This is a genomic window from Nocardia sp. Root136 (assembly GCF_001427185.1).
Taxonomy (GTDB): Bacteria; Actinomycetota; Actinomycetes; order Mycobacteriales; family Mycobacteriaceae; genus Nocardia; species Nocardia salmonicida.
Window position 1 is genome coordinate 94,818 of sequence record NZ_LMFE01000009.1, and the last position, 23,995, is coordinate 118,812.

Here is a 23,995-nt window from a genome sequence, read left to right on the forward strand (position 1 = left end):
CGCCTCAGTCCATCGTCGGAATCACGAACGCGTTGGACTCCTTGAGCCCGGCAGGCCAACGCTGGGTGACCGTCTTGGTCTTGGTGTAGAACCGGATCGAATCCGGGCCGTGCTGGTTGAGATCGCCGAAGCCCGAGCCCTTCCAGCCACCGAAGGTGAAGTAGGCGATCGGCACCGGGATCGGCACATTGACCCCGACCATGCCGACCTGCACGCGGGAAGAGAAATCGCGGGCGGTGTCGCCGTCGCGGGTGAAGATCGCGACGCCGTTGCCGTATTCGTGCTCGTCGACCAACCGCAGCGCCTCCTCGTAGTCGGCCGCGCGCACCACGGTCAGCACCGGGCCGAAGATCTCTTCCTTGTAGATCCGCATTTCGGAGGTGACGTTGTCGAACAGGCTCGCGCCCACGAAGAAGCCGTCCTCGGCGCCGTCCACGGACAGTCCGCGGCCGTCTACCAGCAGCTGCGCGCCCTCGTCGACACCGATCTGGACGTAGTCGTTGACCCGGTTGACGCCATCGAGTCCGACCAGCGGACCGAAATCGGCGCCCGGGTCGTCGGAGCGGCCGACATTGAGCTTGTGCACCCGCTCGGTGAGCTTCGCGACCAGCCGGTCCGCGGTCTCCTGCCCCACCGGCACCGCCACCGACAGCGCCATGCAGCGCTCTCCCGCGGACCCGTACGCCGCGCCGATGAGCTGATCGGCGACGTCGTCGAGGTCGGCATCGGGCATGACCACCGCGTGGTTCTTGGCCCCGCCGAAGCACTGTGCGCGCTTGCCGTTGGCGGTGGCGGTCTCGTAGATGTACTGGGCGATCGGGGTCGAGCCGACGAAGCCGACCGCCTTGATCCGACGATCGTGCAGGATCGCGTCGACGGCTTCCTTGCCACCGTTGACCACGTTGAACACACCCGGCGGCAGACCGGCCTCGAGGAACAGCTCGGCCAGGCGCAGCGGTACCGAGGGATCACGCTCAGAGGGCTTGAGCACGAAGGCGTTGCCACAGGCCAGCGCCGGTCCGGCCTTCCACAGCGGGATCATCGCCGGGAAGTTGAACGGCGTGATGCCCGCGACGACGCCCAGCGGCTGCCGCATCGAGTACACGTCGATGCCGGTGCCCGCGCTGTCGCTGTACTCACCCTTGAGCAGGTGCGGGATGCCGATGGCGAACTCGATGACCTCGAGGCCACGCTGGATGTCGCCCTTGGCGTCGGCGATGGTCTTGCCGTGCTCGGACGAGAGCAGGGCGGCCAGGCTGTCGATCTCGTCGTTGACCAGGCTCACGAACTTCATCAGCACCCTGGCGCGCTTCTGCGCGTTGAACGCCGCCCACACCGGCTGAGCCGCGGCCGCGTTGTCGATCACCGCGGTCACCTCGGCGGTGTTCGCCAGCGGAACCCTGGCCTGCACCTGCCCGAGATTCGGATCGAAGACGTCGCCGAAGGCGCCGGATGTGCCGGTGACGTGCTTACCGCCGATGAAGTGCGTGAGTTCGCGAGCCATGCCAGTCCTAGTCGTTGAGGTCGGTGCGCGCCGCGCACAGTGGAAGGTTGTCCAATAGTTGGACGTCCAAGCAATTGGTACGATCGCAGGACCGTTGCCCCTTTGTCAACAGCGGATCCCACTATTGACATAACGCCAACAAGGTCTTCACTCTGGTGCACAGACCATCGAAACGAGAAGAGGAACTCGATGAGCACCGTCGACACCGATACCGAGTCCGAACTACAGGGCCTGTCCGAGCTGGCCCGCGGCTTCTTCGTCAACACCGTCGCGCCCCACCGCGAGGAGTTCGCCGCGCAGGGATTTCCGAGCCGCGAGGTCTACCGCCAGGTCGGCGATCTCGGCCTGCTGTGCATGTCGATTCCCGAGGAATACGGCGGCGGCGGTGGCACTTTCGCGCACGAGGCGGAGCTGTTCACCGAGCAGGTCAAGGGCGGCGACTCCTCGATGCAGCTGGGGGTGCACACCGGCATCGTGCCGCACTACCTGCTGTCGTAACCGAACTGTTCTTCGACGCGCTACGGGTGCCGCAGGCGAACCTGCTCGGCACCGCTGAGGGCCAGGGCTTCATCCAGCTCATGCAGCAGCTGCCGCAGGAACGACTGATCTGCGGGGTAAGCGGCCGCGGCCGCGATCGAGGCCGCGGTGGACGAGACGCTGGCCTATGTCAAGCAGCGCAACGCCTTCGGCAAGCCGCTGTTCGCCATGCAGAACACCCGCTTCGAGCTGGCCGACTGCGCGACGATCGCGACCGTCGTGCGCACCCTTGAGGTCATGAAGGACCTGATCGCCCGCTTCCCCTGACGCGTCGACCTGCGGCTACGACCCGGGTACCAGAATCGGGAGCACGTAGGTGCGGGCGAACGACGCCAGGGCCTGCTCCGAGCCGGTATCGATGGTGCCGACCGGCTGCAGGATCAGCGAGTGCACCACCCGGCAGACCACTTCCACCCGGGCGCCGAGATCGGGGATGTCGGGGAATCGATTGTCCTCGAGCACCTTTCGGATGATCTCGGTGGACGCGGCGACCGAGAGCAGGAAGAACGACGCGCCGTCGACGGTGAGTTGGGGCAGCAGACGGTCGGCCTCCAGCGTCAGCAACCGCTCGACCAGCGGGTGCGCCCGCCAGCGCGTGATCACGGTGGTGAAGACGTCGACGACGATGTCGTCGAAAGTGTCGTGGCGCGCCGGGATCTCCCCCAGGTCGACGAGCAGCCTGCGCACTTCCCGCTCGAAGGCCGCGCTCACGACATCGTCGCGCGACCCGATGCGCCGGTAGACGGTGGCGCGGTCGACATCGGCGGCCTTGGCGATGTCCTCGATCGTCGTTTTGCGCACGCCGACCCGCTCGAACTGCACGAGGGCGGCATCGAGAATTCGTTCTTCGACCGAGTCGGCGGTGGGCGAATTCCCCGAGGTCGCGGCGGTGGAGAGCACGCTTCGACGGTATCAGGCGCGGCGGGGTGCCGATCACAACCACAGACCGGATTCGTCTGCAACATTGCGATACTATTTGTTGCACTGTACGGTTCCGGTATGGCTGATAACAGTGCAACGGCGCGCTCCTATCAGGAAGAAGCGCACGCAATTCACGCGCGGGATGTGCATTTCGACTTCTCGTCGGTGCCCATGCACTACATCCCGGGCGAAGTACTCGCGACACATGTCACCAATGTGATGCATCTCGTACTTCCCGAAGGCGAACGAGCGATGGCAACCTGCCTCGCCGAGGCCCTGCCCTATATCGAGGACGAGCGGCTGCGGGAGGAGGTCACCGGGTTCATCGGCCAGGAATCGATGCACGCCAGCAGCCACGAAGGCGCGCGACGGCATCTGCAGTCGATCGGACTCGATGTCGAGTCCTACGTCGCCAAGATCGGCTGGCTGGTCGACCGAGTACTGGGCGACCAGGGACTCACCGGCCGCGCCAAGGAGGAATGGCTCAAGGAACGTCTCGGCCTGTTCGCCGGGATGGAGCACTTCACCGCCGTCATCGGCGAGTGGCTGCTGGAATCGGATGTGCTGGCCGAGCTCGGGATGGATCCGACCATGCTCGATCTGGTGCGCTGGCACGGCGCCGAAGAGGTCGAGCACCGCAGCGTGGTGTTCGACGCCTACATGCACGTCGACGGCGGTTACGCCCGGCGACTGCGCACCGGGCTGCTCGCCAGCGGAACCCTGCTGCCGCTGTTCATCATCTCGACCGCGTACCTGTATCGCCAGGATCCGAGCAAGGACAAGGGCCGTTCCTGGGCCAGGCAGTTCGTGAGCGCGACAGTGCGCGGAGTGATCCCGAGCTTCACGACCTTCGTCACCGAGATGCCACGCTATCTGCGGCCGAGTTTCCATCCCTCCCAACTGGGTTCGATGGACAACGCCCTGCGGTACCTGGCGCATTCGCCGGCGGCGCGCGCGTGAACCCTTCCACCGCGGCCGCGACACCGAGCCTGCGGGTCATCGGTGCCGCCGTCGACGTCTACAAGAAGGTGTTCACCCAGCCCACGCTGTCGCCGCCACGTCCGGTGCGACACAACGGCTTCGACCTCGACGTCCGGGTAGAAGCGGTACACGCCGAGGCCGCCGACGTGGTGAGCCTGACCCTGGCCGGCGTCGAAGGAGGGTCTCTGCCGTCGTGGCGGCCGGGTTCCCACATCGATGTCTTCCTGGCCTCGGGTCGCCAACGCCAGTACTCCCTGTGCGGCGATCCGCGCGACCGCCACCGCTACCGCATCGCGGTGCGGCGCCTCGACGCCGGCGACGGTGGGTCGCGGGAGATGCACACCCTTCGCTCGGGTGATCGGCTGCGCATCCGCGGTCCGCGCAACGCGTTCACCTTCGTCGAGACCGCCCCGTCGTACCTGTTCATCGCCGGGGGTATCGGGATCACCCCGATCCTGCCGATGGCGCGCGCCGCCGGTGGTCGCGGACGGCTGGTCTACCTGGGCCGATCACGGGAGACCATGCCGTTCCTCGGCGAGCTCCCCGCGGGCACCGACGTGCGCCCCGACGACGAGTTCGGCACACCCGACCTGCCCGCGCTGCTCGCCACCGCCGCTCGTGGCGCCGCGGTCTACGTGTGCGGGCCCGCCCCGATGCTCGACGCCGCCCAGCACAGCCTGTTCGCGGTGAATCCCACTGCCTCGCTGCACACCGAACTGTTCTCGGCGCGGCCGGTGACCGACGGCGAGGAATTCGACATCACCCTCGCCCGGAGCGGCGAGACCCTGCGCGTCGGCAGCACCGAGACCGCGCTCGACGCGATCCGCCGGGCGCGACCCGACGTCGCCTACTCCTGCCGGCAGGGCTTCTGCGGCAGCTGCAAGACCAAGGTCGTCGCGGGCGAGATCGATCACCGCGACCGACTGCTCCCGGCGGGCGAGCGCGCCGACCAGATGCTCACCTGCGTGTCCCGTTCCGCCGGTGGCGCGCTCACGCTGGATCTCTGACCGCGAAAGGCATGGTCCCATGACCACCACCCTCACCTTCGACGTCCACAGTCCGGCGACCGGCGCCCTGGTCGGTTCCTATCCCAGCCACGACGAGAGCGCCGTCGAGGCGGCCGTCGACCGGGCCCACGGTGCCGCGACCTGGTGGCGGGCAGCGGGTTTCGACGAGCGCGCCCGTCGCCTCGATCGCTGGCGAACCGAGATCACCCGCGGCCGTGACGAACTGGCCCGCATCATGAGCCGGGAGATGGGCAAGCCGCACTCCGATGCCGCGCTCGAGATCGTGATGGCGCTCGAACACCTGAAATGGGCCGCGCACAACGCGAAAGACGTGCTCGGCTCGCGTTCGGTCGCACCCAGTCTGTTGACCGTCAACCAGGCCTGCCGGGTTGAATACCGCCCCTTCGGCGTGGTCGGGGTGATCGGCCCGTGGAACTACCCGGTGTTCACCCCGCTCGGCTCGATCTCGTTCGCCCTGGCCGCAGGCAACGCGGTCGTGTTCAAGCCCAGCGAATACACCCCGGGGGTCGGCATCTGGCTCGCCGAGGCGTTCGCCCGCGCTGTCCCCGAACAGCCCGTCCTGCAGGTGATCACCGGCGGCGGTGAGACCGGCGCGGCGCTGTGCCGCAGCCGGGTCGGCAAGATCGGGTTCACCGGTTCCACCGAGACCGGCAAGCGCGTGATGGCCGCCTGCGCGCAACGGCTCACCCCGGTGCTCATGGAGTGCGGCGGCAAGGACGCACTCGTCGTCGACGCCGACGCCGACCTCGGCGCCGCGGCCGACGCGGCACTGTGGGGCGGCATGTCCAATGCCGGGCAGACCTGCCTCGGGGTGGAGCGGATCTACGTCCACACCGACGTCTACGACGCGTTCCTCACCGAATTGCTCGACCGCGCGGCCGACCTGCGAGCCGGGACGGGCGCGGCGAAGATCGGTCCGATCACCATGCCCAAGCAGCTCGCGGTGATCCGGCGCCACATCGAGGACGCCCTCGCGCGCGGCGGCCGGGCACTGCTCGGCGGGCCCGACGCCATCGACGGCCAGTTCGTGCAGCCGACCATCCTGGTCGACGTGCCGCACGACAGCGCGGCGGTCACCGAGGAGACCTTCGGCCCGACGCTGGTCGTGACCAGGGTCGCGTCCATGGACGAGGCGATCGAGCTGGTCAACGACTCCGAATACGGACTCGGCGCCACCGTGTTCGCCCAGCGCGACGGCGACGCGATCGCCGACCGCATCGAGGCGGGCGCCACCTCGATCAACGCGTTCGTCGCGCACGCCACCATCCCCGCGCTGCCGCTGGGCGGGGTCGGCGCCTCCGGCTTCGGCCGCGTGCACGGTCCCGACGGCCTGCGCGAGTTCACCTACGCCAAAGCGACTACTCGGCAACGGTTCTCCTCGCCGCTGGCGCTCACGACGTTCACCCGCAGCGCCCGGATCGACACCGTCGTCGATCGCCTGGTGTCGGTGCTGCACGGAAGGATCGGCTGACCCATGCCCACAGAACACACGCACATCGTCGTGCTCGGCGCCGGATTCGGCGGAATCGGGCTGACGATCAAGCTGCGCGAAGCCGGGTTCGACGACATCGTCGTGCTCGAACGCGCCGATGACCTCGGCGGCACCTGGCAGGCGAACACCTACCCCGGCTGTGCGTGCGATGTCCCTTCCCAGCTCTACAGCTACTCCTTCGCGCCCAACGCGGACTGGTCGCGCACCTACGGCAAGCAGCCCGAGATCCTCGACTACCTGCGCGCGGTCGCCCAGGACAACGACGTGACCCGGCACGTGCGCCTCGGCACCGAACTGCTGGACGCGCGCTGGGACGACGAGCAGTCGCTGTGGCGGATCGAGACCTCGCGTGGCGAGCTCACCGCGGACTACTTCCTTTCCGCGGCGGGCATTTTCGCCGAGGCGAAGTACCCGTCGCTGCCCGGCATCGAGAACTTCGAGGGCACGGCCTTCCATTCCCTGCACTGGGATCACGACCACGATCTGACCGGCAAGCGGGTCGCGGTGATCGGTACCGGCGCCTCCGCGGTCCAGTTCGTGCCGGAGATCCAGCCGAAGGTCGACGCTCTGACGGTGTTCCAGCGATCGGCGCCGTGGATCGTGCCGCGGATGGACCGGGCGACCATCGGCCTGGAACGTCGACTGTTGCGGCAGATCCCGTTGGCGCAGAAGGCCGTTCGCGGTACCTGGTATTCGTTGATCGAGGGATTCGGCCTGGTCGGGTTCGTCGACAACCGGTTCCGTCATCCCTTCGAGCTGCTCGGCCGGATCCAGCTGCGGCGTCAGATCCGAGACCCGGAACTGCGCGCCAAGGTGACGCCGGACTACATGATCGGCTGTAAGCGGGCGATCTTCTCCGACGCCTACCTCCCCACCCTCGACAAGGACAACGTCGCGGTGGTGACCGACGGCATCGCCGAGGTGCGCGCGCATTCCATCCTCACCCGCGCCGGAGTCGAGATCCCCGTGGATACCATCATCTACGGCACCGGATTCACCACCACGCCCAGCGTTTTCGACCGCATCGTCGGCCACGACGGGCGCTCGATCGCGCAGGTCTTCCAGCAGCGGCCGCAGACCTATCTCGGCGCCGCGGTGTCCGGATTCCCCAATTTCTTCTGCACGCTCGGGCCGTTCGGTGCGGCGGGCAACCAATCGGCGGTCTTCATGATCGAGTCGCAGATCGCCTACATCGTCGACGCGCTGAGCACGCTGCGCGCCCGCGGCGAGACCAGGGTCGAGGTCCGTCCGCAGGTGCAGCGCGATTTCGTGGAGGAGATGGGCAAACGCAGCGCCGACACCGTCTGGCTCACCGGGGGCTGCGAGAGCTACTACACCACCGCCGAAGGCGGCAACGCCGGGCTCTATCCGAACTGGAGTTTCGAATACCGCCGCCGCACCCGTCGATTCGACATCGAGTCCTATGAGGTGTCGGCATGATGCGCCTACCCGATCTCGCGCCGGCCAGCTGGTTCGCGCCCTCCTATGACGTGGCGGGCAAGGTCGTCCTGATCACCGGCGCCGCTCAGGGCATCGGCCGAGAGTTGGCCGCGATCCTGTCCCGTCGTGGTGCGCGGGTCGTCGTGGTCGACATCGATGCGGTCGCGGCCCGCCGGGCTGCCGACGAGTTGGGGCTGGATGCCCACGGTATCGGCGCCGATGTTGCCGACCGAGCACAGATGGCAGCGACGGTCGACGAGGTGGTGCGGCTGTTCGGCGCGCTCGACGTGGTCGTCGCCAACGCTGGCGTGACTCCCGTGCCCGCCACCGTGCGCACGATGGACCCGGCGGACTTCGACCGGGTGATCGGGATCAACCTCACCGGTGTGTTCAACACCGTGCATCCGGCGCTGGACCACATCGTGTCCGCGCGCGGACACGTCGTGGTGGTGTCCTCGTGCGCGGCCTTCGCGCCGGGGATGGGCGGGTCGCCGTACATGGTGAGCAAGGCCGCGGTCGAGCAGTTGGGACGGGCACTGCGCGTGGAACTCGCCGCGAGCGGGGCCAGTGCGGGCGTGGCCTACTTCGGCATCGTCGACACCGCGATGACCCATGACATGCTCGACTCCGACGATCTGGGCAAAGAGCTCGACGGGATGCTGCCGTGGCCGCTCAATGTGCGGATCACCGCCGAGTACGCGGCCCGCACGATCGCCGACGGCATCGGCCGCCGGGCGCCGCGCACCATCGCGCCCAGCGGGTGGGAGCCTTACGCCCTGCTGCGTGGAGCGATCAATGTCGTCCTCGACCACCGGCTCGCCGCCGACACCACGGTGCACGAGCTGATCCGGGCGATCGAGCGCCGCCGATGAGCGGCGAACGCGGGTCGCTGCGGGCTCGCACACTTCGGCAGATGTCGGCGTTCACCGTGGGCCAGTTGGCGGCGCTCGCGCCGGTGAACGCCTACACGCTGCCGGCGTCACGGCTGCTCATCGAGCAGGCCATGCGGGCGGGCGCGCCGCCGTTGCGCGCGACGACCACCGAGCGCGTGGACACCGACGGGATCCGCGGCGAGTGGGTGCGTGGGCCGCGAGCCGACCGCACCGACGCGGTCGTCCTCTACGTCCACGGTGGTGGGTTCGTCGCGGGCTCGGCCCTCGGGTATCGCGGCGTCGCGTCCCGATTATCCACCGCGACAAAGCTTCCGGTGTTCACCCTGGACTACCGGCTCGCCCCCGAGCACCCCTGTCCCGCCGCGCCGTCCGATGTCGCCGCGGCGTTCCAGTGGCTGACCCGGCGTTACAGCGCCGACCGGATCGTCGTCGCCGGGGATTCGGCCGGTGGCTTCCTGGCGGCTCACCTGACCGTCGAGAATGCCCGCGCGGGGCGGCCCGAACCGGGTGCGCTGGTGTTGTTCTCCCCGATGGTCGACCTGAGTCTGGCCATCGCGGTCGACCACGAGAAGCACGAGCACCGCGACGGTCTGCTGTCCACCCAGATCGCCAGGCAGGCGATCGCCGCCTTCACCGCCGAACCGTTCGAGCTACAGCCCGTCCACGGAATGCGGTTGCCGCCCACCCTGATCCACGCCAGCGACACCGAGTATTTCGGCGCCGACGCGACCGAACTGGCGCGGCGCTGGCAGGCCACCGGGGCGCACTGCGAGCTGCAGGTGTGGCCGGATCAGATGCATGCCTTCCAGACGCTGCCCGCCGTCGTCCCCGAGTCCAGAACGGCCTATCGCGCGGCGGCGAGGTTCGTCGCCGCCCATCTCGACACCGCCCCCGCGGTCATGACCCAGAAAGTTCCTGCCTCGTGAGCATTTCCCGTTTCGACACCCTGCCCGCAGCGTTCCAGCACACCGCGTCGCGCTATCCCGACGCGGTCGCTCTGCGCACCCCCGGTGACACCGAGACCATCACCTGGGGCGAGTACGCGACCCAGGTTCGCGCGGTCGCCGCCGGGCTGGCCGGTCTCGGGGTGCGCCACGGCGACACCGTCGCGTTGATGATGAGCAACCGGGTGGAGTTCTATCCCCTCGAGGTCGGCGCACAGCACCTGGGCGCCACCTCGTTCTCGGTGTACAACACCCTCTCCCCCGACCAGCTCGCCTATGTGCTCGGCAATGCCGCGGCGCGCGTGGTGATCTGCGAGCCGCAGTACGCGAAGCTGATCGCCTCCGCCGGTGTCGACCTCGACCACATCGTGTGCGTGGACGAGGCGCCCGAGGGCACCTTGTCGGTCGCCGAACTGCTGGCGGCGGGCCGCGACGATTTCGATTTCGATGCCGCCTGGCGTGCGGTGCGCGGCGACGATGTCGCGACGCTGATCTACACCTCGGGCACCACCGGCGCGCCCAAGGGTGTCGAGACCACCCACGCCGCACTGCTGTTCCAGGTGTACGGCATCGCCGAGATCCTCGGCATCGAATTCGGTGACTCCATCACCTCGTTCATGCCGACCGCCCACATCGCCGACCGCCTGACCGGGCTCTATGTCCAGGAGGTGCTCGGCACCCAGGTGACCAGCGTCGGCGACCCCAAGCTGATCGCCGCCGCTCTCGCCGACCTGCATCCGACGATCTGGGGCGCGGTGCCGCGGGTGTGGGAGAAGCTCAAGGCCGCCATCGAATTCAAGGTCGCGGCCGAACCCGACGAGACCCGCCGCCAAGCCATGGCCTGGGCGATGTCGGTCGCCGCGGCCCGCAGCGCCCATCAACTGGCGGACGAACCGGTGCCCGCCGAGCTCGCCGCCGAATGGGCGCGCGCCGACGAACTGGTACTGAGCAAGCTGCGCGCGGCCCTCGGTCTGGACCGGGTGCGGTGGGCCATGTCGGGCGCGGCCCCGATCCCACCCCAGACGCTGGCCTTCTTCGCCGGACTCGGTATTCCGATCGCCGAGATCTGGGGCATGTCGGAGCTGTCGTGTATCTGCAGCGTCAGCCATCCCCGCGACGCCAAGCTCGGTGCGGTCGGAAAGCTGTTGCCCGGCATGGAATCACGGCTGTCCGACGACGGCGAACTGCACGTGCGCGGACCGCTGGTGATGAAGGGCTACCGCGGGCTGCCCACGCAGACCGCCGAGGCGATCGATACCGAGGGCTGGCTGCACACCGGTGACATCGTCAGCATCGATGACGCGGGCTACCTCCGGGTCGTCGACCGGAAGAAAGAGATGATCATCAACGCGGCGGGCAAGAACATGTCGCCCACCAATATCGAGAACGCGATCAAGGCCGCCACCCCACTGATCGGCGCCATGGCCGTTCTCGGCGACGGCAGATCCTACAACACCGCGTTGATCGTGCTCGACGCCGAATCCGTCGAGCCCTACGCGCGCGAACACGGGCTGCCCGATGCCTCCGCCGCCGCGCTGGCTGTCGACGCCACGGTGCTCGCCGCGATCGAAGCCGGTGTGGCAGCGGGAAACAGCAAGCTCTCGCGCGTCGAGCAGGTCAAGCGCTTCCGCATTCTGCCCACGTTCTGGGAGGCGGGCGGCGACGAGGTCACGCTCACCTTGAAGCTCAAGCGCAAGGTGATCGCCGAGAAGTACACCGCGCAGATCGACGAGCTCTACGCCGAGAACCCGTCCGCAGACATCGTCAACGTCGGATAGCAGGTCACCTCAGCCGAAACTAGAACAGCCCCAGCCGATCTCGACTGGGGCTGTTCGCTGTGCCGAGCTCGTCGATGCCCGACAGGTCACCCGAGCACAGTGATGAGGCGCCGACCACGCGCGGCCATCGCCTCCGCGGATTCCTCGGGGTGGCGTTGCCACCAGGAAACCATCGCGCCGACCACGCCCATCCAGACCTCGGTCAAGGCGGACAAATCAGCGGGGTCGGTGACGCCGCGGGAGATCGCGACCGCCGCGGATCCCCTGGCAGCCTGCTCAGCGATACGGCGGCGGGCGGCACGCGCGGCGTCGGCAGCCGGACCGTCGACCGGGTGCGTACGGTCGGTCAGCACATTCCATTCGTACGGGCGCTGGGCGAGTACTCCGAAGATCGCCGCCAGAGTCGCGTCGGCCATAGCCAGCTCGGGCGGTCCGGCGAGCACCGGTTCGATCGCGTCGGCGATGGCGTTGCCGATCCGCGTCACGCACTCCGAGTAGAGGCCGTCCTTCGTGCCGAAGTAGGAATACACCAGGGGTTTCGACACCCCGACGTGTTCGGCGACGACGCCGAGCGAGAGCCCCGCGTATCCGAGATGAGCGATCTGCTCGGCGGCGGCGGCGATGATCTGGTCCTCCCGCTGGGCTCGCGGCATCCCCTTCGTGCCCGCCGTCCGAGGCATGTCGTGGCCTTTCGTCGCGCGAACGGTCAATTTACCAAAACCGCGTATTCATTCAATTCATCGCACACCAGTCCGGCACCTATTGACGCGCCTACCTGCGCAATCTATATTACCAATTGGTCAATACTTTCTGTTACTACTCGTAACGCCAACTTGGTTCGGCCGAGGAGATGCGATGAACAATCGACTGCTGGAACGTTTCGGCGCGTGGTGCGGTGTGCTCTATCTGGCGGTGTTCGGCACCGGCTGGTTGCTGGTAGCGCGCTTCTTCCCCCCGATCCCGCCCGGCGCCGGACCAGAAGAGGTCGCCGCTCAGTTCCAGGATCGGCATCTGCCGCTGATGCTGGCCGCCGTGCTCATGATGTGCTCGACGTTCTTCCTGTTCCCGGTATCGGCACTGCTGGTGCTGGTGACCCGAAAGATCGAGCGGCACACCGGGATGCTGACCCTCATGATGGGGTTCACCCTCGCGACCTATCTGGTCTTCAACTTCTACACCCCGTTCTCGTTCGCGATGGCCGCGTTCCGCTCCGATCGCAACCCCGACCTCGTGCAGTACGCCAGCGACTACGGGTTCCTGCAGTTCATGGGCGGCATTCCGATGTTCGTGCTGGTGTGGGTCCTCATCGCCTACGGCGTCCTGGTGATGAGCCCGCGTGAGGATCCGATCGCGCCGCGCTGGTTCGGCTACCTCAACCTGTGGATCGCCGTGCTGTATCTGCCCGAGCTGCTCGTCTTCTTCTTCCACGACGGACCCTTCGCCTGGAACGGCCTGATCGGATTCTGGATTCCCGCGGTGTTGTTCATCGTCTTCTTCGTTATCTCACCGTTCGTGTTGGTGCCGATCGTCGACAAGCACTTCGCCGTCGAGGAACCCGAACCGGTGGGACACGGCGCATGACGCTCACCGCGACCAGGGCGAAGCCGTCGCGGCATGTCCCCGGCGAACCCGAGCTCTGGCTGTTCGTTCTCGGCGATCTGACGGTGTTCGGAATCTTCTTCGGGGTGTGGGGCTGGAATCACCGAGCGAGCCCCGAGCTGTTCGAGCTGGGCCGATCTCAGATGAATCAGGCTGTCGGGCTGGCGAATACGGCCGCACTGATCACCAGTTCCGCTGCCGTGGCGATGGGTTTGACGATCGCCCGCGGCGGCGGACTGCGCACCGCGCGGCGCTGGTATCTCGCCGCGATGGCCTTGGGTGGGATGTTCGTGGCGCTCAAGGCATTCGAATACCACCAGCATCTGAACGCCGGGACAAGCCCGGATCTGCGCGACTTCTACATGTACTACTTCGTCTTCACCGGGATCCACCTGGTACACGTACTGGTCGGCTTGCTCGGACTGACCGTCGCCGTGCGGCGATGCCACCGTGATCCCCGCACGAACGACATCGCGGTCCTGGAAGGAATCGGCGTCTATTGGCACATGGTCGATGTGCTGTGGATCGTCCTGTTCGCCTTGATCTACCTACTCTAGGGAGCGGTTCGTGTCCAAACAGAACATGATCGTCTGGCTCGCCCTGATCACGTGCACGATCGCCTCCTGGTCCGAGAGCTCGGCGGCGAACACTTCGAGAATCGTTGCCGCCGTGGTCCTCATGCTCACAGCAGGCAAAGTCGTCCTGGTGATCGGCTCCTACATGGAGGTCGCCCGAGCTCCGCTGTGGTTGCGACTGGCATGCGGGCTGTGGGCAACCGCCGTCTTCGGCGTCCTCACCTTTGCCTACCTGGTCGGGACCGTATGAGCTGGCACTGATTACGCTTCGCGGCCGACAGCCTCAGCCGTCTCAGGCGTCAGCGTTGCCGGACGGCGTCGTAGGCCAGCGGCAGCGCATCGCCGGAATTCAGCGCCAGCAACGCTCGGTGCAGGTTGGTGCGCTCATCGGGATCGAGGCCGTCGAGCAGGTCGTTGTTCAGTGTGCCGACCAGCTCGTCGGCCTGCTCGACCGCGCGCATCCCCTCCTCGGTGATCTCGATGAGAAACCGTCGGCGGTCGCGGTGATCGCGAATCCTGGCGGCCAGCCCGGCGGCCTCCAGATGGTCGATCGCGGCGACCATCGTGGTCGAGTCGATGCGCAAGCGCGTACCCAGTTCGAGCTGCGAGCTGGCCTTGTCGCCGGCCAGCACCTTCAAGATCATGAAGTGCCTCGTCCGCAGCCCCAGCGTGGCGAGCCGATCCTCGCTGACTCGGAACATCACCTGTCCGAGCTTGATCAGCAGGCAGGTGGTGTGGTCGGCGACCATATCCGGGAGCAACGGTTCGGTCACTGGTGGAAACCTCGATTTCTGGACTGGACAGCAGACCGATAGTAGTCGGGACGAGCCCCTGCCTCGGCCACCACAGCCGATAATCGCGACAAGTAATAGTTCGTACTACTGATAGTCTGCCTCGCATGGAGTCAGAATTCATCCAGAAGATCGACCTGACCGACAAGGTCGTCGTCGTCGCGGGCGGAACCAGCGGCATCAATCTCGGTGTGGCCGAGGACTTCGCGCGAGCGGGCGCCCGGGTCGCGGTGCTCAGTCGCTCCGCGGACAAGGTCGACGCGGCCGTCGAACGGCTGCGCGCGCTCGGCGCCGAGGCGATCGGCGGGAGCGCCGATGTCCGCGATTACAGCGCGACCGAAGCGGTCCTGGAATCGGTGCATCAGCAGTTCGGCGACTTCGACGTGATGATCTCCGGTGCGGCGGGCAACTTCCCCGCCGCCGCCCTCGGCATGTCCGCCAACGGCTTCAAGTCGGTGGTCGACATCGATCTGCTCGGCACGTTCAACGTCCTGCGCGCGAGCTACCCATTCCTGCGCAAGCCGGGCGCCTCGGTCATCAACATCTCGGCACCGCAGTCGGAGTTGCCGACGATCACCCAGGCGCACGTGTGTGCCGCCAAGGCAGGCGTCGACATGCTCACCAAGGTCCTGGCGCTGGAATGGGGTCCGCACGGAGTCCGCGTCAACGGCGTGATCCCCGGCCCGATCGACGGAACCGAGGGTATGGCCCGCCTGGCGCCGACCGAGCAGGATCGGGCCCTGGTCACCGACAGCGTCCCGCTGCGCCGCTACGGCACCCCCCGCGACGTCGCCAACGTCTGCCGATTCCTCGCCTCCCCGCTCGCCGACTTCATCTCCGGCGTCGTGCTGCCCGCCGACGGCGGCTGGGTGCTCGGTGGCGCCTCGCAAGCGATGGGCGTCATCGGGCAGCCGCTCCTCGATGCCGCACATGAGGGTTCCTGATCACCGATCTCACCCACGAAAAGCACCCGTCACACCAGGTGGTGTGACGGGCGCTTTTCGACTTACTCAGCCCTCTTTGACCAGTTCCGGTTCCGGCTCTTCCATGACCGCTTCACCGCGCGCGACCATGCCCGCTTCGTCGGACAGGGTCAGGTGCGGGATGAACAATGCGAGTCCGAACGCGAGCACCGCGCCGGGGATCAGGTACCAGAATCCGGGGACCAGCGCGTCGACGTAGGCGCCGACGATCGCGTCGTGGAGCTTGTCCGGCAGGTTCTTGACCACCGAGGGGATCAGCGCGCTCGGGTCGATTTTCGCCGCCATCGCCTCCTGCCAGTTCGCCTGGAACGCGCCGGTGAGATTCTCGGTCAGCCTGCTGGTGAAGATGGAGCCGAAGATCGCGATGCCCAGTGCGCCACCCATCTCGCGGAAGTAGTTGTTCGCGCTGGTCGCCGTGCCGATCTGGTCGGGCGCCACCGCGTTCTGCACCACGAGTACGATGATCTGCATGATCAGGCCCAGGCCCGCGCCCATGACGAACAGCATGGCCGAGACCAGCCACATCGAGGTGTTGGCGTCCAGACGCGTCAGCCACAGCATGTCGATCGCGATGAGCGCGGCGCCGATCGGCGGATACACCCGGTAGCGACCGGTTTTGGTGATCGCGTTCATCGAGGTGATCAGCGTGAGCATCATGCCGATCATCATCGGGATCAGCAGCAGGCCCGACACCGAGGCGGAGGTACCGCTGGCCATCTGCAGGTAGGTCGGGATGAAGCCGATCGCCGCGAACATCACCAGGCCGACGAGGAAACCGATGAGCGAGGTCAGCACGAAGGTCCGATTGCGGAACAGCCACAGCGGCAGCATCGGCTCCGCGGCCCGCGACTCGACGAACACGAAGGCTCCGACCACTACGACGAAGGCGGCGATCATCGACACCATCACAGTCGAGCCCCAGTCGTACTGCTTGCCGCCCCAGTCGGTGATCAGGATCAGCAAGGTGGTCGCGCTCGACATGAGCACGATGCCGAGGTAGTCGGGCCGGGACTTGGGGCGATGGCTGGGGATGTTCAGGTAGCGGAAGGCGATGAACAGCGCGGCCAAGCCGATCGGCACATTGATCCAGAAGCACCACCGCCAGTCGAGGTGGTCGGCGAACAGACCGCCGAGCAGCGGTCCGGCGACCGAGGTGATACCGAAAACCGCACCCATCGGAGCCATGTACTTGCCGCGATCCTTGGCGGGCACCACATCGGCGATGATGGCCTGCGCCAGGATCATCAGCCCACCGCCGCCGACGCCCTGCAGGCCGCGGAAGGCGATGAATTCCCAGAACCCGGTCGACGCGGCGGCGCCGATGGACGCGGCGGTGAACACCGCGATCGCGAACAAGAACAGCCAGCGCCTGCCGAACATATCGCCGAGTTTTCCGTAGATCGGCATCACGATCGTGGTGGCGAGCAGATACGAGGTGGCGGTCCAGGCCATGTGGGAGACCCCGCCGAGTTCGCCGACGATCGTCGGCATCGCGGTGCCGACGATCATCTGATCGAGGCTGGCCAGGAACATGCCCGCGATCAGAGCGGAGAAGATCAGCCAGATCCGCTTCTGCGTCAGGACGATCGGGGTGGGCGGCGAGTCGGCCGTCGTGGTCATCGGAGCGTCTCCCTTGTGCTGTCGTCCGGCCGATCGAACAGCCGGGCGGCCATGGCGCAGTGCTCGTGCAGCGCTGCGGCCAGCGACCCGTTCGGGTCCGCGGCCAGCGACATCGCCGCCCGCGTGGTGATGGTGGTCATGATTCCCGCAGTGAGCGAGGCGAATTCGGGAGCGACGTCGGCCCCGAGCCTGGCCGCGAGGAGTTCGGCCGTAGCGGCCTCCATCCGAGCGCCGGAGGCGATGAACGCGGCGAGCACCCTCGGCTCGGCCATCACCAGCTTGGTGATCAGCGAGATACCTTCGCGCACTTCGTCTTCCGGCTGAAAGCCCGCAGCATGCAGCCAGGTGAGGTCTTCGATGAGCACACCGGTCGGACCGCCTGCGACGAATTGCCGCCTGGCTTCGGGCGTGCCGATCTCCTCGATCGGGCCGACCACCGCGTCGAGTTTGGTGTCGTAGTAGTTGAAGAAGGTGCGCGAGGAGACACCCACCGACTTGGCGATGTCGTCGACGTTGGTCGCATCCAGCCCGTGCTCGACCGCCAACCGCCGTGCGGCCAGGCATAGATCGAGCAGAGTCCGTTGCTTCTTCTGTTCGCGCAGCCCGATCGAGGCCTGTTTGGCCGGCTCCTGAGTCACGTCAATAAATTAGCACAAACTGCAATATTTCAGAAACTGCAAATCATTGCCCGGCGAGCCCGGCCGCGTGCCGAGTCAGTAGTCGGCGCAGCGCGACCGGAGTGTGGCCGAGGTGCTCGCGGACGGTTCGAGTCAGGTGGGGTTGGTCCGCGAAGCCGAGGTCGGCGGCGAGATCGGCGAGGCCGGTGTCGCCGTGGGTGAGCCGATCGAGGGCCTGGCCGACGCGTACCCGGTTGCGGTAGTGGGTCAGTGAGACGCCCATGTGGTGGGAGAACACCCGGCTCAGCCGGTACGGCGAGACCATCAGCAGTCCGGCCAGCGACCGCAACCCAGCGGCTTCGGGCGCACCGGCGAGGATCGCGTGGCGCGCGGCGGCGACCATCGCCTGGTCGGCAGGACGGGGACGCGGGGCCGACCGGCCGGTGGCGAGAGCGACGAGCCGGACCAGCTCCTCGGTCAGCGCGTAATCGATATCGCCGAGGGTGGCGGCACCGAGCAACCGGTGATGGGCCAGCTCGACGCGCGCGTCGATGTACACCGCTCGCGCGGCCGTCGGTCCCTCCCAGAATTCGGGCGCGATGCTCACCGAGGTGCAGACGTCCCCACCCGCCGGATGGGCGAACCGTTCTTCCTCCCCGGGTGCGCCCAGGTAGCCGAAAGTCGGATCCAGGTCTGCCTCGACCCCGTCGGCTCGACGCCGGAATCTACCGCGCCGCACGAGAACCAGGCGGTGCTCCCCGCAAGCCTCCGGCGCCGACCATCGGGTGTGGTCGGCATGGCAGGTCACCGTGGTCACGGTGAAATCCGGCCGGGCGGCAAGGGGTACGGCGCACAGCATGGACTGACCGTACGCCGAGGCTACGACACATCGACCCCGCAAAGATCTTCAAGACCGGGGACCGGTCGGGACTGAATGCTGAGTGGGCACGAACCCCGCGGCCTGACCTGGAGGACACCATGGCATCTGTTCACAAAGAGTTTCTCGTCGACGCCGCACCGGACGAGGTCTGGGATGTACTGCGCGACTTCGGCGCTGTCCATGAACGACTCGCTCCGGGCTTCGTCACCGATACCCGGCTCGACGCCGACACCCGCACAGTCACCTTCGCCGACGGGACCGTCGTCGCCGAACGGCTCGTCGACCTCGATCCGGTGAGCAGGCGTGTCGCCTACACCGTGGTCGGCGGAAGTCTGCACCCCTCGCATCACCATGCTTGGATGCAGGCCGTACCGGAGGCCGACGGCAGGACCCGGTTCATCTGGCACACCGATGTTCTTCCCGAAGCGCTCGCCGCACCGATCGCCGAATCCGTCGAGCACGGAGCCACGGTGATCCGTTCGGCATTGGAGGCGGGGGCGATGAAGCCGATCTCGTGACGTCGGTGGTGCTCACTCGTTGCGGGTGAGCACCGCCGCCGCATCCGGTGTGTCGTGTTCCACCAGCGCCGGTCGAGCGATCAACTCCACCACCACCAGGGCCGCTACCGCGACGAGCACGGTCACCACCACGACCACGCCCGACGGGTACGGCCAGAACACCAGGGTCGCCACCGCGATCACGATGATGACCACCCGCAGTGGAACCCTGAACCGCGCGACCGCGGACTCGAACGGATACGGTGCCCGACCGTTCTTCGGTACACGCAGCGCGTCGAGTGCCTTCACACCCGCGCCACGGACCGCGACCGCCGATCCCGACGATCCGGTGAGATAGCCGACGACAGCGACCACCACCGCCAGCACGAAAACCGCCCGCAACATAGTTCGCAGCGGGACCAGCATCGTGTCGATCAATACCGCGGCACTCTGCTGGGACAGGACCTCCGCCGGGATGGCCCCCATATACAGCGACCGGCCGAGCGCGATCGCCACGGCCAGCAGCGCCATCGCCACCGCGATACTGACTCCCACCAGCGAAATGGCCCGTCGGCGTGCGCCTTTCGGTGACACCCACACCGCAGCCGCGGCAACCAACAGCACCAACCAGGGCAGTACCGAGGAGGCCTTGTCCAACGCTGAGGTCGCCCGCTGTGCCGTGGCGAGTTCGGACGATTCGAACAGCACGAACGACTTGTCGATCGTGGGGATCTCGTTCGCGAACGCGAATCCCCGATCGATCAACGCGGCGCGGACCCGGTCGATGATCGGGGCCAGCGAGATGCTGACCACGCCCTCGTCACTGATCTCGACGCCGGGTCGGGTATCCCCGGTCAACACCGCGACCAGCCGCTGATGCGCCTTCCGATTGGCCTCGATCCACAGGGCTTCGAATCGGTCGGAGGCCACGAACGATTCCACCGTCCGGTGCACCAACGTCTCGGCCTGATCGGCGATCACCGGCGCCAGACCGACCACAGCGGGCGGCACCCGAGGAGCCTCTTCGGCGATCGACCGCAGCGCGTCGGCGGTGACGGCCTCGACGTCGAGGCGGGTCACGATCTCCTTGGTGATCCGATCGGTGAGTTCGCCCTGCAGCACCGGATTCGATCCCAGCGACGCCATCTTCTGGACATAGCGGTCGGAATCGAGGACCTCGTTGTGGGTGTAGCGGGCCAGGACCGCGAAAAAAGACAGGACGACGACCAGCACCAGCAGGATCGCCGCACCCGTCCACCGCAACTTCCGGTGGCCGGACGCTTGTGTGCGGCCCGCGGCCGAGGTTTCGTTGCCGAGTAGCTCCGCGCGTTCCCGCCGCAGACGCTCGAGTTCCTCGCGCTCGGAAGCGTTCAGAGGTTCATCAGCTCCGGATGAGGCATTCACGATGCTCCTTCGATGTGGCGTCCCGTCCACGGACGAATCCCCACTGTGCGAAAGGTGAGAGCGAAAGGTGAGATCAGTGGACTACTGCCGCGAAATCGCGACCCGGGAGATATCAGCGGGATCGATGAGGTGGGAATGGTCGTCGTCGCCGACGTCGATCTGGACGACATCGATTCGGCCGGTGAACTTGCTGGCACCGGCATAGGCGGCACTGACGGGCATCCCGTAGTCCTCGCCGATATCGGTGGTCTCGTCCGCGGAGAAAATCATCGGCTGAGTCTGCTCGATTCGGCCGTTCCCGACCGGAACGCCGTCATGGAACAAAGTCAGATCACCACCTTTCGCCAGCCCACCTCCGTCGTAGGCGAACTCGGCGCGAACTTGATGGACCCCGGGGGTGACGGGTTCGGTTGCGACAGTGGTGAACTCGGTCATGCCGAGTAGGTTGTAGACGAACGCCGCATGTCCGTCTCTGAAATACAGCGCCCAACCACCGAATCGGCCACCTTGGGCGATGATCACACCGCTGGTGACACCCTCTCGGGGTATTTCGATCGAGGCGGTGACGCTGAAGGACCTGTTCTTGATATTGATGACGCTGTGCTCGCTGAGTCGCTTCATCCCAGGGAACAGCACCTGCGTGGTGCCTTTGATCAGCTCCGGGCGTCCGGCGATGGTCGGATTCAGCCGTTCGAACCGACGGTCGTCGATGGGTAGGACGTTGTATTTGACGGCCTCGATCAACCACAATCGCTGGAGGTAGGCGAGCTTCTCCGGGTCTTGTTCAGCGAGGTCCCTGGCCTGAGTCCAGTCGACGTTCCCGTCGTAGAGTTCCCAGACGTCGTCGTCGAGGGCCGGGAGTTCTTCGTCGGGGAGCCACGGCGTGCTGTGTCGAGTGACCGCGCTCCAACCCTGGAAGTAGATGCCCCGGTTACCGGCCATTTCGAAATACTGCAGGTCGTGCCGTTCCGGGGCATCGGGGTCATCGAAGCTGTAGTTCATGCTGACGCCCTCGATCGGCGATTGCTGAACGCCCATGACGAACATCGGCTCAGGAATCCGCGCCGCTTCGAGAATCGTGGGCGCCACGTCGATGACATGGGTGAACTGAGAGCGGATCTCACCTTTGCCGGTGATCCCGTCGGGCCAGTGCACGATGGTGCCGTTACGGGTGCCGCCCCAGTGTGAGGCGACTTGTTTGGTCCATTGGAAGGGCGTGCACATCGCCCACGCCCACCCCACTGAATAGTGGTTGTAGGCATCGGCCCCGCCGAGTTTGTCCTTGACCTCGGCCATGAACTCCGGAGTTTCGATAGCGGCCAGCCCGTTGAAGTTGGCCATTTCGTTGAAGGCACCGTTGACAGTGCCTTCTGCCGAAGCACCGTTGTCGCCGATGATGTAGTAGATCAGCGTGTTGTCGAGGGCACCGACGGATTCCACCGCATCGATGACACGGCCGATGTGAAAGTCGGTGTGCTCGAGGAATCCGGCGTAGACCTCCATCTGCCGTTCCAGGACGGGCTTGAGCTCGTCGCTCATCTCCGCCCACGACGGGATCACGTCTGGTCGGGGCGTCAACTCGGCATCAGCCGGAACCACCCCGAGTTCCTTTTGCCGGGCGATGATCGCTTCGCGCTGGGCATCCCAGCCGTCGGCGAACTTGCCGACATATTTATCGGCCCATTCGGCGGGGACATGGTGAGGCGCGTGGGTGGCGCCCGGGGCGAAGTAGACGAAGAACGGCTTCTCCGGCGCCAGCGCCTTCTGGGTACGTATCCAGTCGATGGCGCGATCGGCGAGGTCTTCGGTGAGGTGGTAGCCCTCTTCTGGCGTCCCGGGCGGTTCGACCGGGGTGACTCCCTCATAGAGGGCCGGGTAGTACTGGTTGTTCTCGCCACCGATGAATCCGTAGAAGTGCTCGAAGCCACCACCGCCGGTGGGCCACGAGTCGAAGGGGCCGACCGGTGAGGTCTGCCATGGCGGTACCTCGTGGCACTTGCCGAACTGGGCAGTCGAGTAGCCGTTGAGTTTCAACGTCATCGGCAGCGCGGCCTTGGTGTTCGGTCGCAGACCCGAGGAACCGGGTGCCGCGGTCGCGGTCTCGGTGATCATGCCCATGCCGACCGAATGATGGTTGCGGCCACTGAGCAGCGCCGCGCGGGTCGGAGCACACAGCGCTGTGGTGTGGAAGCGGTTGTAGGTCAAGCCACCGTTCTGCAGGCGTTCGGCCGTCGGTGTCGCCGCGGGCCCGCCGAACGCGCTGCTGGCACCGTACCCGACATCGTCGAGCAGGATCACCAGCACATTCGGTGCACCTTCCGGCGGCAGCAGGGTCTCGATCGGCGGAAAGGACGTCTGGGGATCTTTGGCGTCATAAGTCACCAAACCCAGGTGCTGGCGATCGGGTATGGGTAGGTTCTCTCGACCCGCTCTCAGTTCTTCCGCCATGGTCGGCTCCTGGTTCTGCTCGGTAGATTCGGGGGTACTCCACTTCAGCTGCGATGCCGAGGATCTTCGGTGAGCGCCGAACCGCCGTGCCGACAAACCTCGTGGAGTGCGACCAGTCCTTGACCCCAGCGATGCTCGTTTCGAGTCTCAACCGGCACTAACCCGAAGTCCTCACCCCTTTGGGATGAGATCCCCGAGGGGTTGATAGTGACGCCCGCTACCGATCACCCGAGACGGAAAGCTCGACGCCGTCGGCGAAACCGTGTCCTGCCCGAACAGTTCGAAACCACTGAATGCGGCCTGTGGGCGCAATACAGTGGCCGGGTGCGTGGACAATTTCGAATTCTGCTGTGTTCGACCGCAGCAGTCACCGCAGCACTAGCGCTGCCTACCCTCCCGACTGCGGCAGCCGAGCCGGCCCCCCATCCCGACGGCTGCGCGGAGGTCCGGGTCGTCACCGTGCGGGGCACCCTCGAACCGCAGTTCGGCAGCCTGCTGCTCACTCCGCTGGGCGGGCGGATCGCCCAGGAATCCGGCCGCCGCACCACAGTCACCGAACTCGAGTATCCGGCCTCGATGGCCCCCAACAGCGCCGTGCGCGGTGTCGAGAATCTGACCGCACTGCTGAACGAGACCGCCGCCGCGTGCCCTGACCAGCGGCTCGTCCTACTCGGCTACTCCCAAGGTGCGCGCGTTATCGGCAACTCCCTCACCGCGCGAGCCGCGTTGACAGACCAGGCGGCCGCGCGAGTCGACGCCATCGCCCTGTTCGGTAGCCCGCTGTTCAACGGCGCGGAGCCCTACAACCGTGGCAACTTCGATCCGGCCCTGTCCGGGACCGGTGCGCTGCGCGGGGGCGCGCTCACCGAATTCGCCGACCGCTTGCGCGACTTCTGCAATGCCGGTGACCGCGTCTGCCAGGGCGGCGACCCGGCCGCCGGGTTCGGAAACGCCGCGAGCTACGGCCATGTCGCGTACTTCCTCAACGACACCCGCGACCAAGCCGCGGCATTCGTCGTCGGACAGCTCGGCGGATAGCCCGGCCGCGCCGTCACGGAGTCCG

The 23,995-nt window shown here is 66.7% G+C and carries 22 protein-coding genes and 1 pseudogene; 14 read left to right on the forward strand and 9 right to left on the reverse strand.

Annotated elements, in window-relative coordinates; translation table 11 throughout:
• Positions 1 to 4: 4 nt before the first annotated feature.
• A complete protein-coding gene (locus ASD42_RS23780) occupies positions 5 to 1,504 on the reverse strand; it encodes a CoA-acylating methylmalonate-semialdehyde dehydrogenase (RefSeq protein WP_056820708.1) in 1,500 nt (499 codons plus the stop codon).
• Positions 1,505 to 1,693: 189 nt separating this feature from the next.
• Between ASD42_RS23780 and ASD42_RS33975 the strand changes: the two are divergent.
• A pseudogene (locus ASD42_RS33975) lies at positions 1,694 to 2,269 on the forward strand (acyl-CoA dehydrogenase family protein); the annotation flags it as partial.
• A gap of 54 nt (positions 2,270 to 2,323) precedes the next feature.
• Here ASD42_RS33975 and ASD42_RS23790 read toward each other — a convergent pair.
• Positions 2,324 to 2,941: a TetR/AcrR family transcriptional regulator gene (locus ASD42_RS23790; protein WP_056820711.1), complete on the reverse strand. Its 618-nt coding sequence runs from the start codon at positions 2,939 to 2,941 to the stop codon at positions 2,324 to 2,326.
• 99 nt (positions 2,942 to 3,040) lie between these two features.
• Between ASD42_RS23790 and ASD42_RS23795 the strand changes: the two genes are divergently transcribed.
• Genes ASD42_RS23795 through fadD11 form a run of 7 tightly spaced genes read left to right on the forward strand, consistent with a single transcriptional unit; the run spans position 3,041 to position 11,518 of the window.
• Positions 3,041 to 3,922 carry a metal-dependent hydrolase gene (locus ASD42_RS23795; RefSeq protein WP_056820713.1) on the forward strand — a complete coding sequence of 294 codons (882 nt, stop codon included), beginning with the start codon at positions 3,041 to 3,043 and terminating at the stop codon, positions 3,920 to 3,922.
• Positions 3,919 to 4,950 carry a PDR/VanB family oxidoreductase gene (locus ASD42_RS23800; protein WP_056820714.1) on the forward strand — a complete coding sequence of 344 codons (1,032 nt, stop codon included), beginning with the start codon at positions 3,919 to 3,921 and terminating at the stop codon, positions 4,948 to 4,950. Before ASD42_RS23795 ends, ASD42_RS23800 begins: the two co-directional genes overlap by 4 nt.
• A gap of 19 nt (positions 4,951 to 4,969) precedes the next feature.
• Positions 4,970 to 6,442 (forward strand): aldehyde dehydrogenase family protein, encoded by a 1,473-nt coding sequence (locus tag ASD42_RS23805; RefSeq protein WP_056820715.1) that lies wholly within the window; start codon positions 4,970 to 4,972, stop codon positions 6,440 to 6,442.
• Between the two features lie 3 nt (positions 6,443 to 6,445).
• Positions 6,446 to 7,903 (forward strand): flavin-containing monooxygenase, encoded by a 1,458-nt coding sequence (locus tag ASD42_RS23810; RefSeq protein WP_056820716.1) that lies wholly within the window; start codon positions 6,446 to 6,448, stop codon positions 7,901 to 7,903.
• Positions 7,903 to 8,775 carry a short-chain dehydrogenase/reductase gene (locus ASD42_RS23815; protein WP_056820954.1) on the forward strand — a complete coding sequence of 291 codons (873 nt, stop codon included), beginning with the start codon at positions 7,903 to 7,905 and terminating at the stop codon, positions 8,773 to 8,775. The genes ASD42_RS23810 and ASD42_RS23815 overlap by 1 nt, the downstream gene beginning before the upstream one ends.
• Positions 8,776 to 8,816: 41 nt before the next feature.
• Positions 8,817 to 9,722, forward strand: coding sequence for an alpha/beta hydrolase (locus tag ASD42_RS23820; RefSeq protein WP_063893735.1), 906 nt, complete (start codon positions 8,817 to 8,819; stop codon positions 9,720 to 9,722).
• Positions 9,719 to 11,518: a fatty acid--CoA ligase FadD11 gene (gene fadD11 / locus ASD42_RS23825; protein ID WP_056820719.1), complete on the forward strand. Its 1,800-nt coding sequence runs from the start codon at positions 9,719 to 9,721 to the stop codon at positions 11,516 to 11,518. Before ASD42_RS23820 ends, fadD11 begins: the two co-directional genes overlap by 4 nt.
• An 86-nt stretch (positions 11,519 to 11,604) precedes the next feature.
• On the opposite strand, the gene ASD42_RS23830 is transcribed toward fadD11, so the two are convergent.
• Positions 11,605 to 12,198 carry a TetR/AcrR family transcriptional regulator gene (locus tag ASD42_RS23830; RefSeq protein ID WP_235569802.1) on the reverse strand — a complete coding sequence of 198 codons (594 nt, stop codon included), beginning with the start codon at positions 12,196 to 12,198 and terminating at the stop codon, positions 11,605 to 11,607.
• 340 nt (positions 12,199 to 12,538) lie between these two features.
• Between ASD42_RS23830 and ASD42_RS23835 the strand changes: the two genes are divergently transcribed.
• Genes ASD42_RS23835 through ASD42_RS23845 form a run of 3 tightly spaced genes read left to right on the forward strand, consistent with a single transcriptional unit; the run spans position 12,539 to position 13,942 of the window.
• The gene (locus ASD42_RS23835) at positions 12,539 to 13,099 is read left to right on the forward strand and encodes a hypothetical protein (RefSeq protein WP_056820956.1); all 561 of its coding nucleotides are present in this window, start codon (positions 12,539 to 12,541) and stop codon (positions 13,097 to 13,099) included.
• Entirely contained in the window at positions 13,096 to 13,674 is a 579-nt protein-coding gene (locus ASD42_RS23840) for a cytochrome c oxidase subunit 3 (protein ID WP_056820721.1), read from the forward strand. The genes ASD42_RS23835 and ASD42_RS23840 overlap by 4 nt, the downstream gene beginning before the upstream one ends.
• A 10-nt stretch (positions 13,675 to 13,684) precedes the next feature.
• On the forward strand, positions 13,685 to 13,942 hold the full coding sequence (locus tag ASD42_RS23845) for a cytochrome C oxidase subunit IV family protein (protein WP_235569803.1): 258 nt from the start codon (positions 13,685 to 13,687) through the stop codon (positions 13,940 to 13,942).
• A gap of 49 nt (positions 13,943 to 13,991) precedes the next feature.
• Here ASD42_RS23845 and ASD42_RS23850 read toward each other — a convergent pair whose 3' ends face one another.
• Positions 13,992 to 14,465, reverse strand: a complete 474-nt coding sequence (locus ASD42_RS23850; protein ID WP_056820722.1) for a MarR family winged helix-turn-helix transcriptional regulator — start codon at positions 14,463 to 14,465, stop codon at positions 13,992 to 13,994.
• A 125-nt stretch (positions 14,466 to 14,590) separates the two neighbouring features.
• On the opposite strand from ASD42_RS23850, the gene ASD42_RS23855 reads away from it, so the two are divergent.
• Positions 14,591 to 15,427, forward strand: a complete 837-nt coding sequence (locus ASD42_RS23855) for an SDR family oxidoreductase (protein ID WP_056820723.1) — start codon at positions 14,591 to 14,593, stop codon at positions 15,425 to 15,427.
• Positions 15,428 to 15,493: 66 nt separating this feature from the next.
• Here the strand turns inward: ASD42_RS23855 and ASD42_RS23860 are convergent, their stop codons facing one another.
• The 3 genes from ASD42_RS23860 to ASD42_RS23870 are packed head-to-tail and all read right to left on the reverse strand — an operon-like array spanning position 15,494 to position 18,562.
• Entirely contained in the window at positions 15,494 to 17,086 is a 1,593-nt protein-coding gene (locus ASD42_RS23860; RefSeq protein WP_056820725.1) for an MDR family MFS transporter, read from the reverse strand.
• Positions 17,083 to 17,724 carry a TetR/AcrR family transcriptional regulator gene (locus tag ASD42_RS23865; RefSeq protein WP_056820726.1) on the reverse strand — a complete coding sequence of 214 codons (642 nt, stop codon included), beginning with the start codon at positions 17,722 to 17,724 and terminating at the stop codon, positions 17,083 to 17,085. The genes ASD42_RS23860 and ASD42_RS23865 overlap by 4 nt, the downstream gene beginning before the upstream one ends.
• A 43-nt stretch (positions 17,725 to 17,767) precedes the next feature.
• Positions 17,768 to 18,562 (reverse strand): helix-turn-helix transcriptional regulator, encoded by a 795-nt coding sequence (locus ASD42_RS23870; protein WP_056820728.1) that lies wholly within the window; start codon positions 18,560 to 18,562, stop codon positions 17,768 to 17,770.
• A gap of 119 nt (positions 18,563 to 18,681) precedes the next feature.
• Here ASD42_RS23870 and ASD42_RS23875 point away from each other — a divergent pair, with 119 nt between their 5' ends.
• A complete protein-coding gene (locus tag ASD42_RS23875) occupies positions 18,682 to 19,101 on the forward strand; it encodes an SRPBCC family protein (protein WP_056820731.1) in 420 nt (139 codons plus the stop codon).
• Positions 19,102 to 19,113: 12 nt separating this feature from the next.
• Here the strand turns inward: ASD42_RS23875 and ASD42_RS23880 are convergent, their stop codons facing one another.
• On the reverse strand, positions 19,114 to 20,484 hold the full coding sequence (locus tag ASD42_RS23880; protein ID WP_235569804.1) for a hypothetical protein: 1,371 nt from the start codon (positions 20,482 to 20,484) through the stop codon (positions 19,114 to 19,116).
• Positions 20,485 to 20,565: 81 nt separating this feature from the next.
• Positions 20,566 to 22,932 (reverse strand): arylsulfatase, encoded by a 2,367-nt coding sequence (locus ASD42_RS23885; RefSeq protein ID WP_056820732.1) that lies wholly within the window; start codon positions 22,930 to 22,932, stop codon positions 20,566 to 20,568.
• 324 nt (positions 22,933 to 23,256) lie between these two features.
• Here ASD42_RS23885 and ASD42_RS23890 point away from each other — a divergent pair, with 324 nt between their 5' ends.
• The gene (locus ASD42_RS23890) at positions 23,257 to 23,970 is read left to right on the forward strand and encodes a cutinase family protein (RefSeq protein ID WP_162256228.1); all 714 of its coding nucleotides are present in this window, start codon (positions 23,257 to 23,259) and stop codon (positions 23,968 to 23,970) included.
• Positions 23,971 to 23,995: the final 25 nt, after the last annotated feature.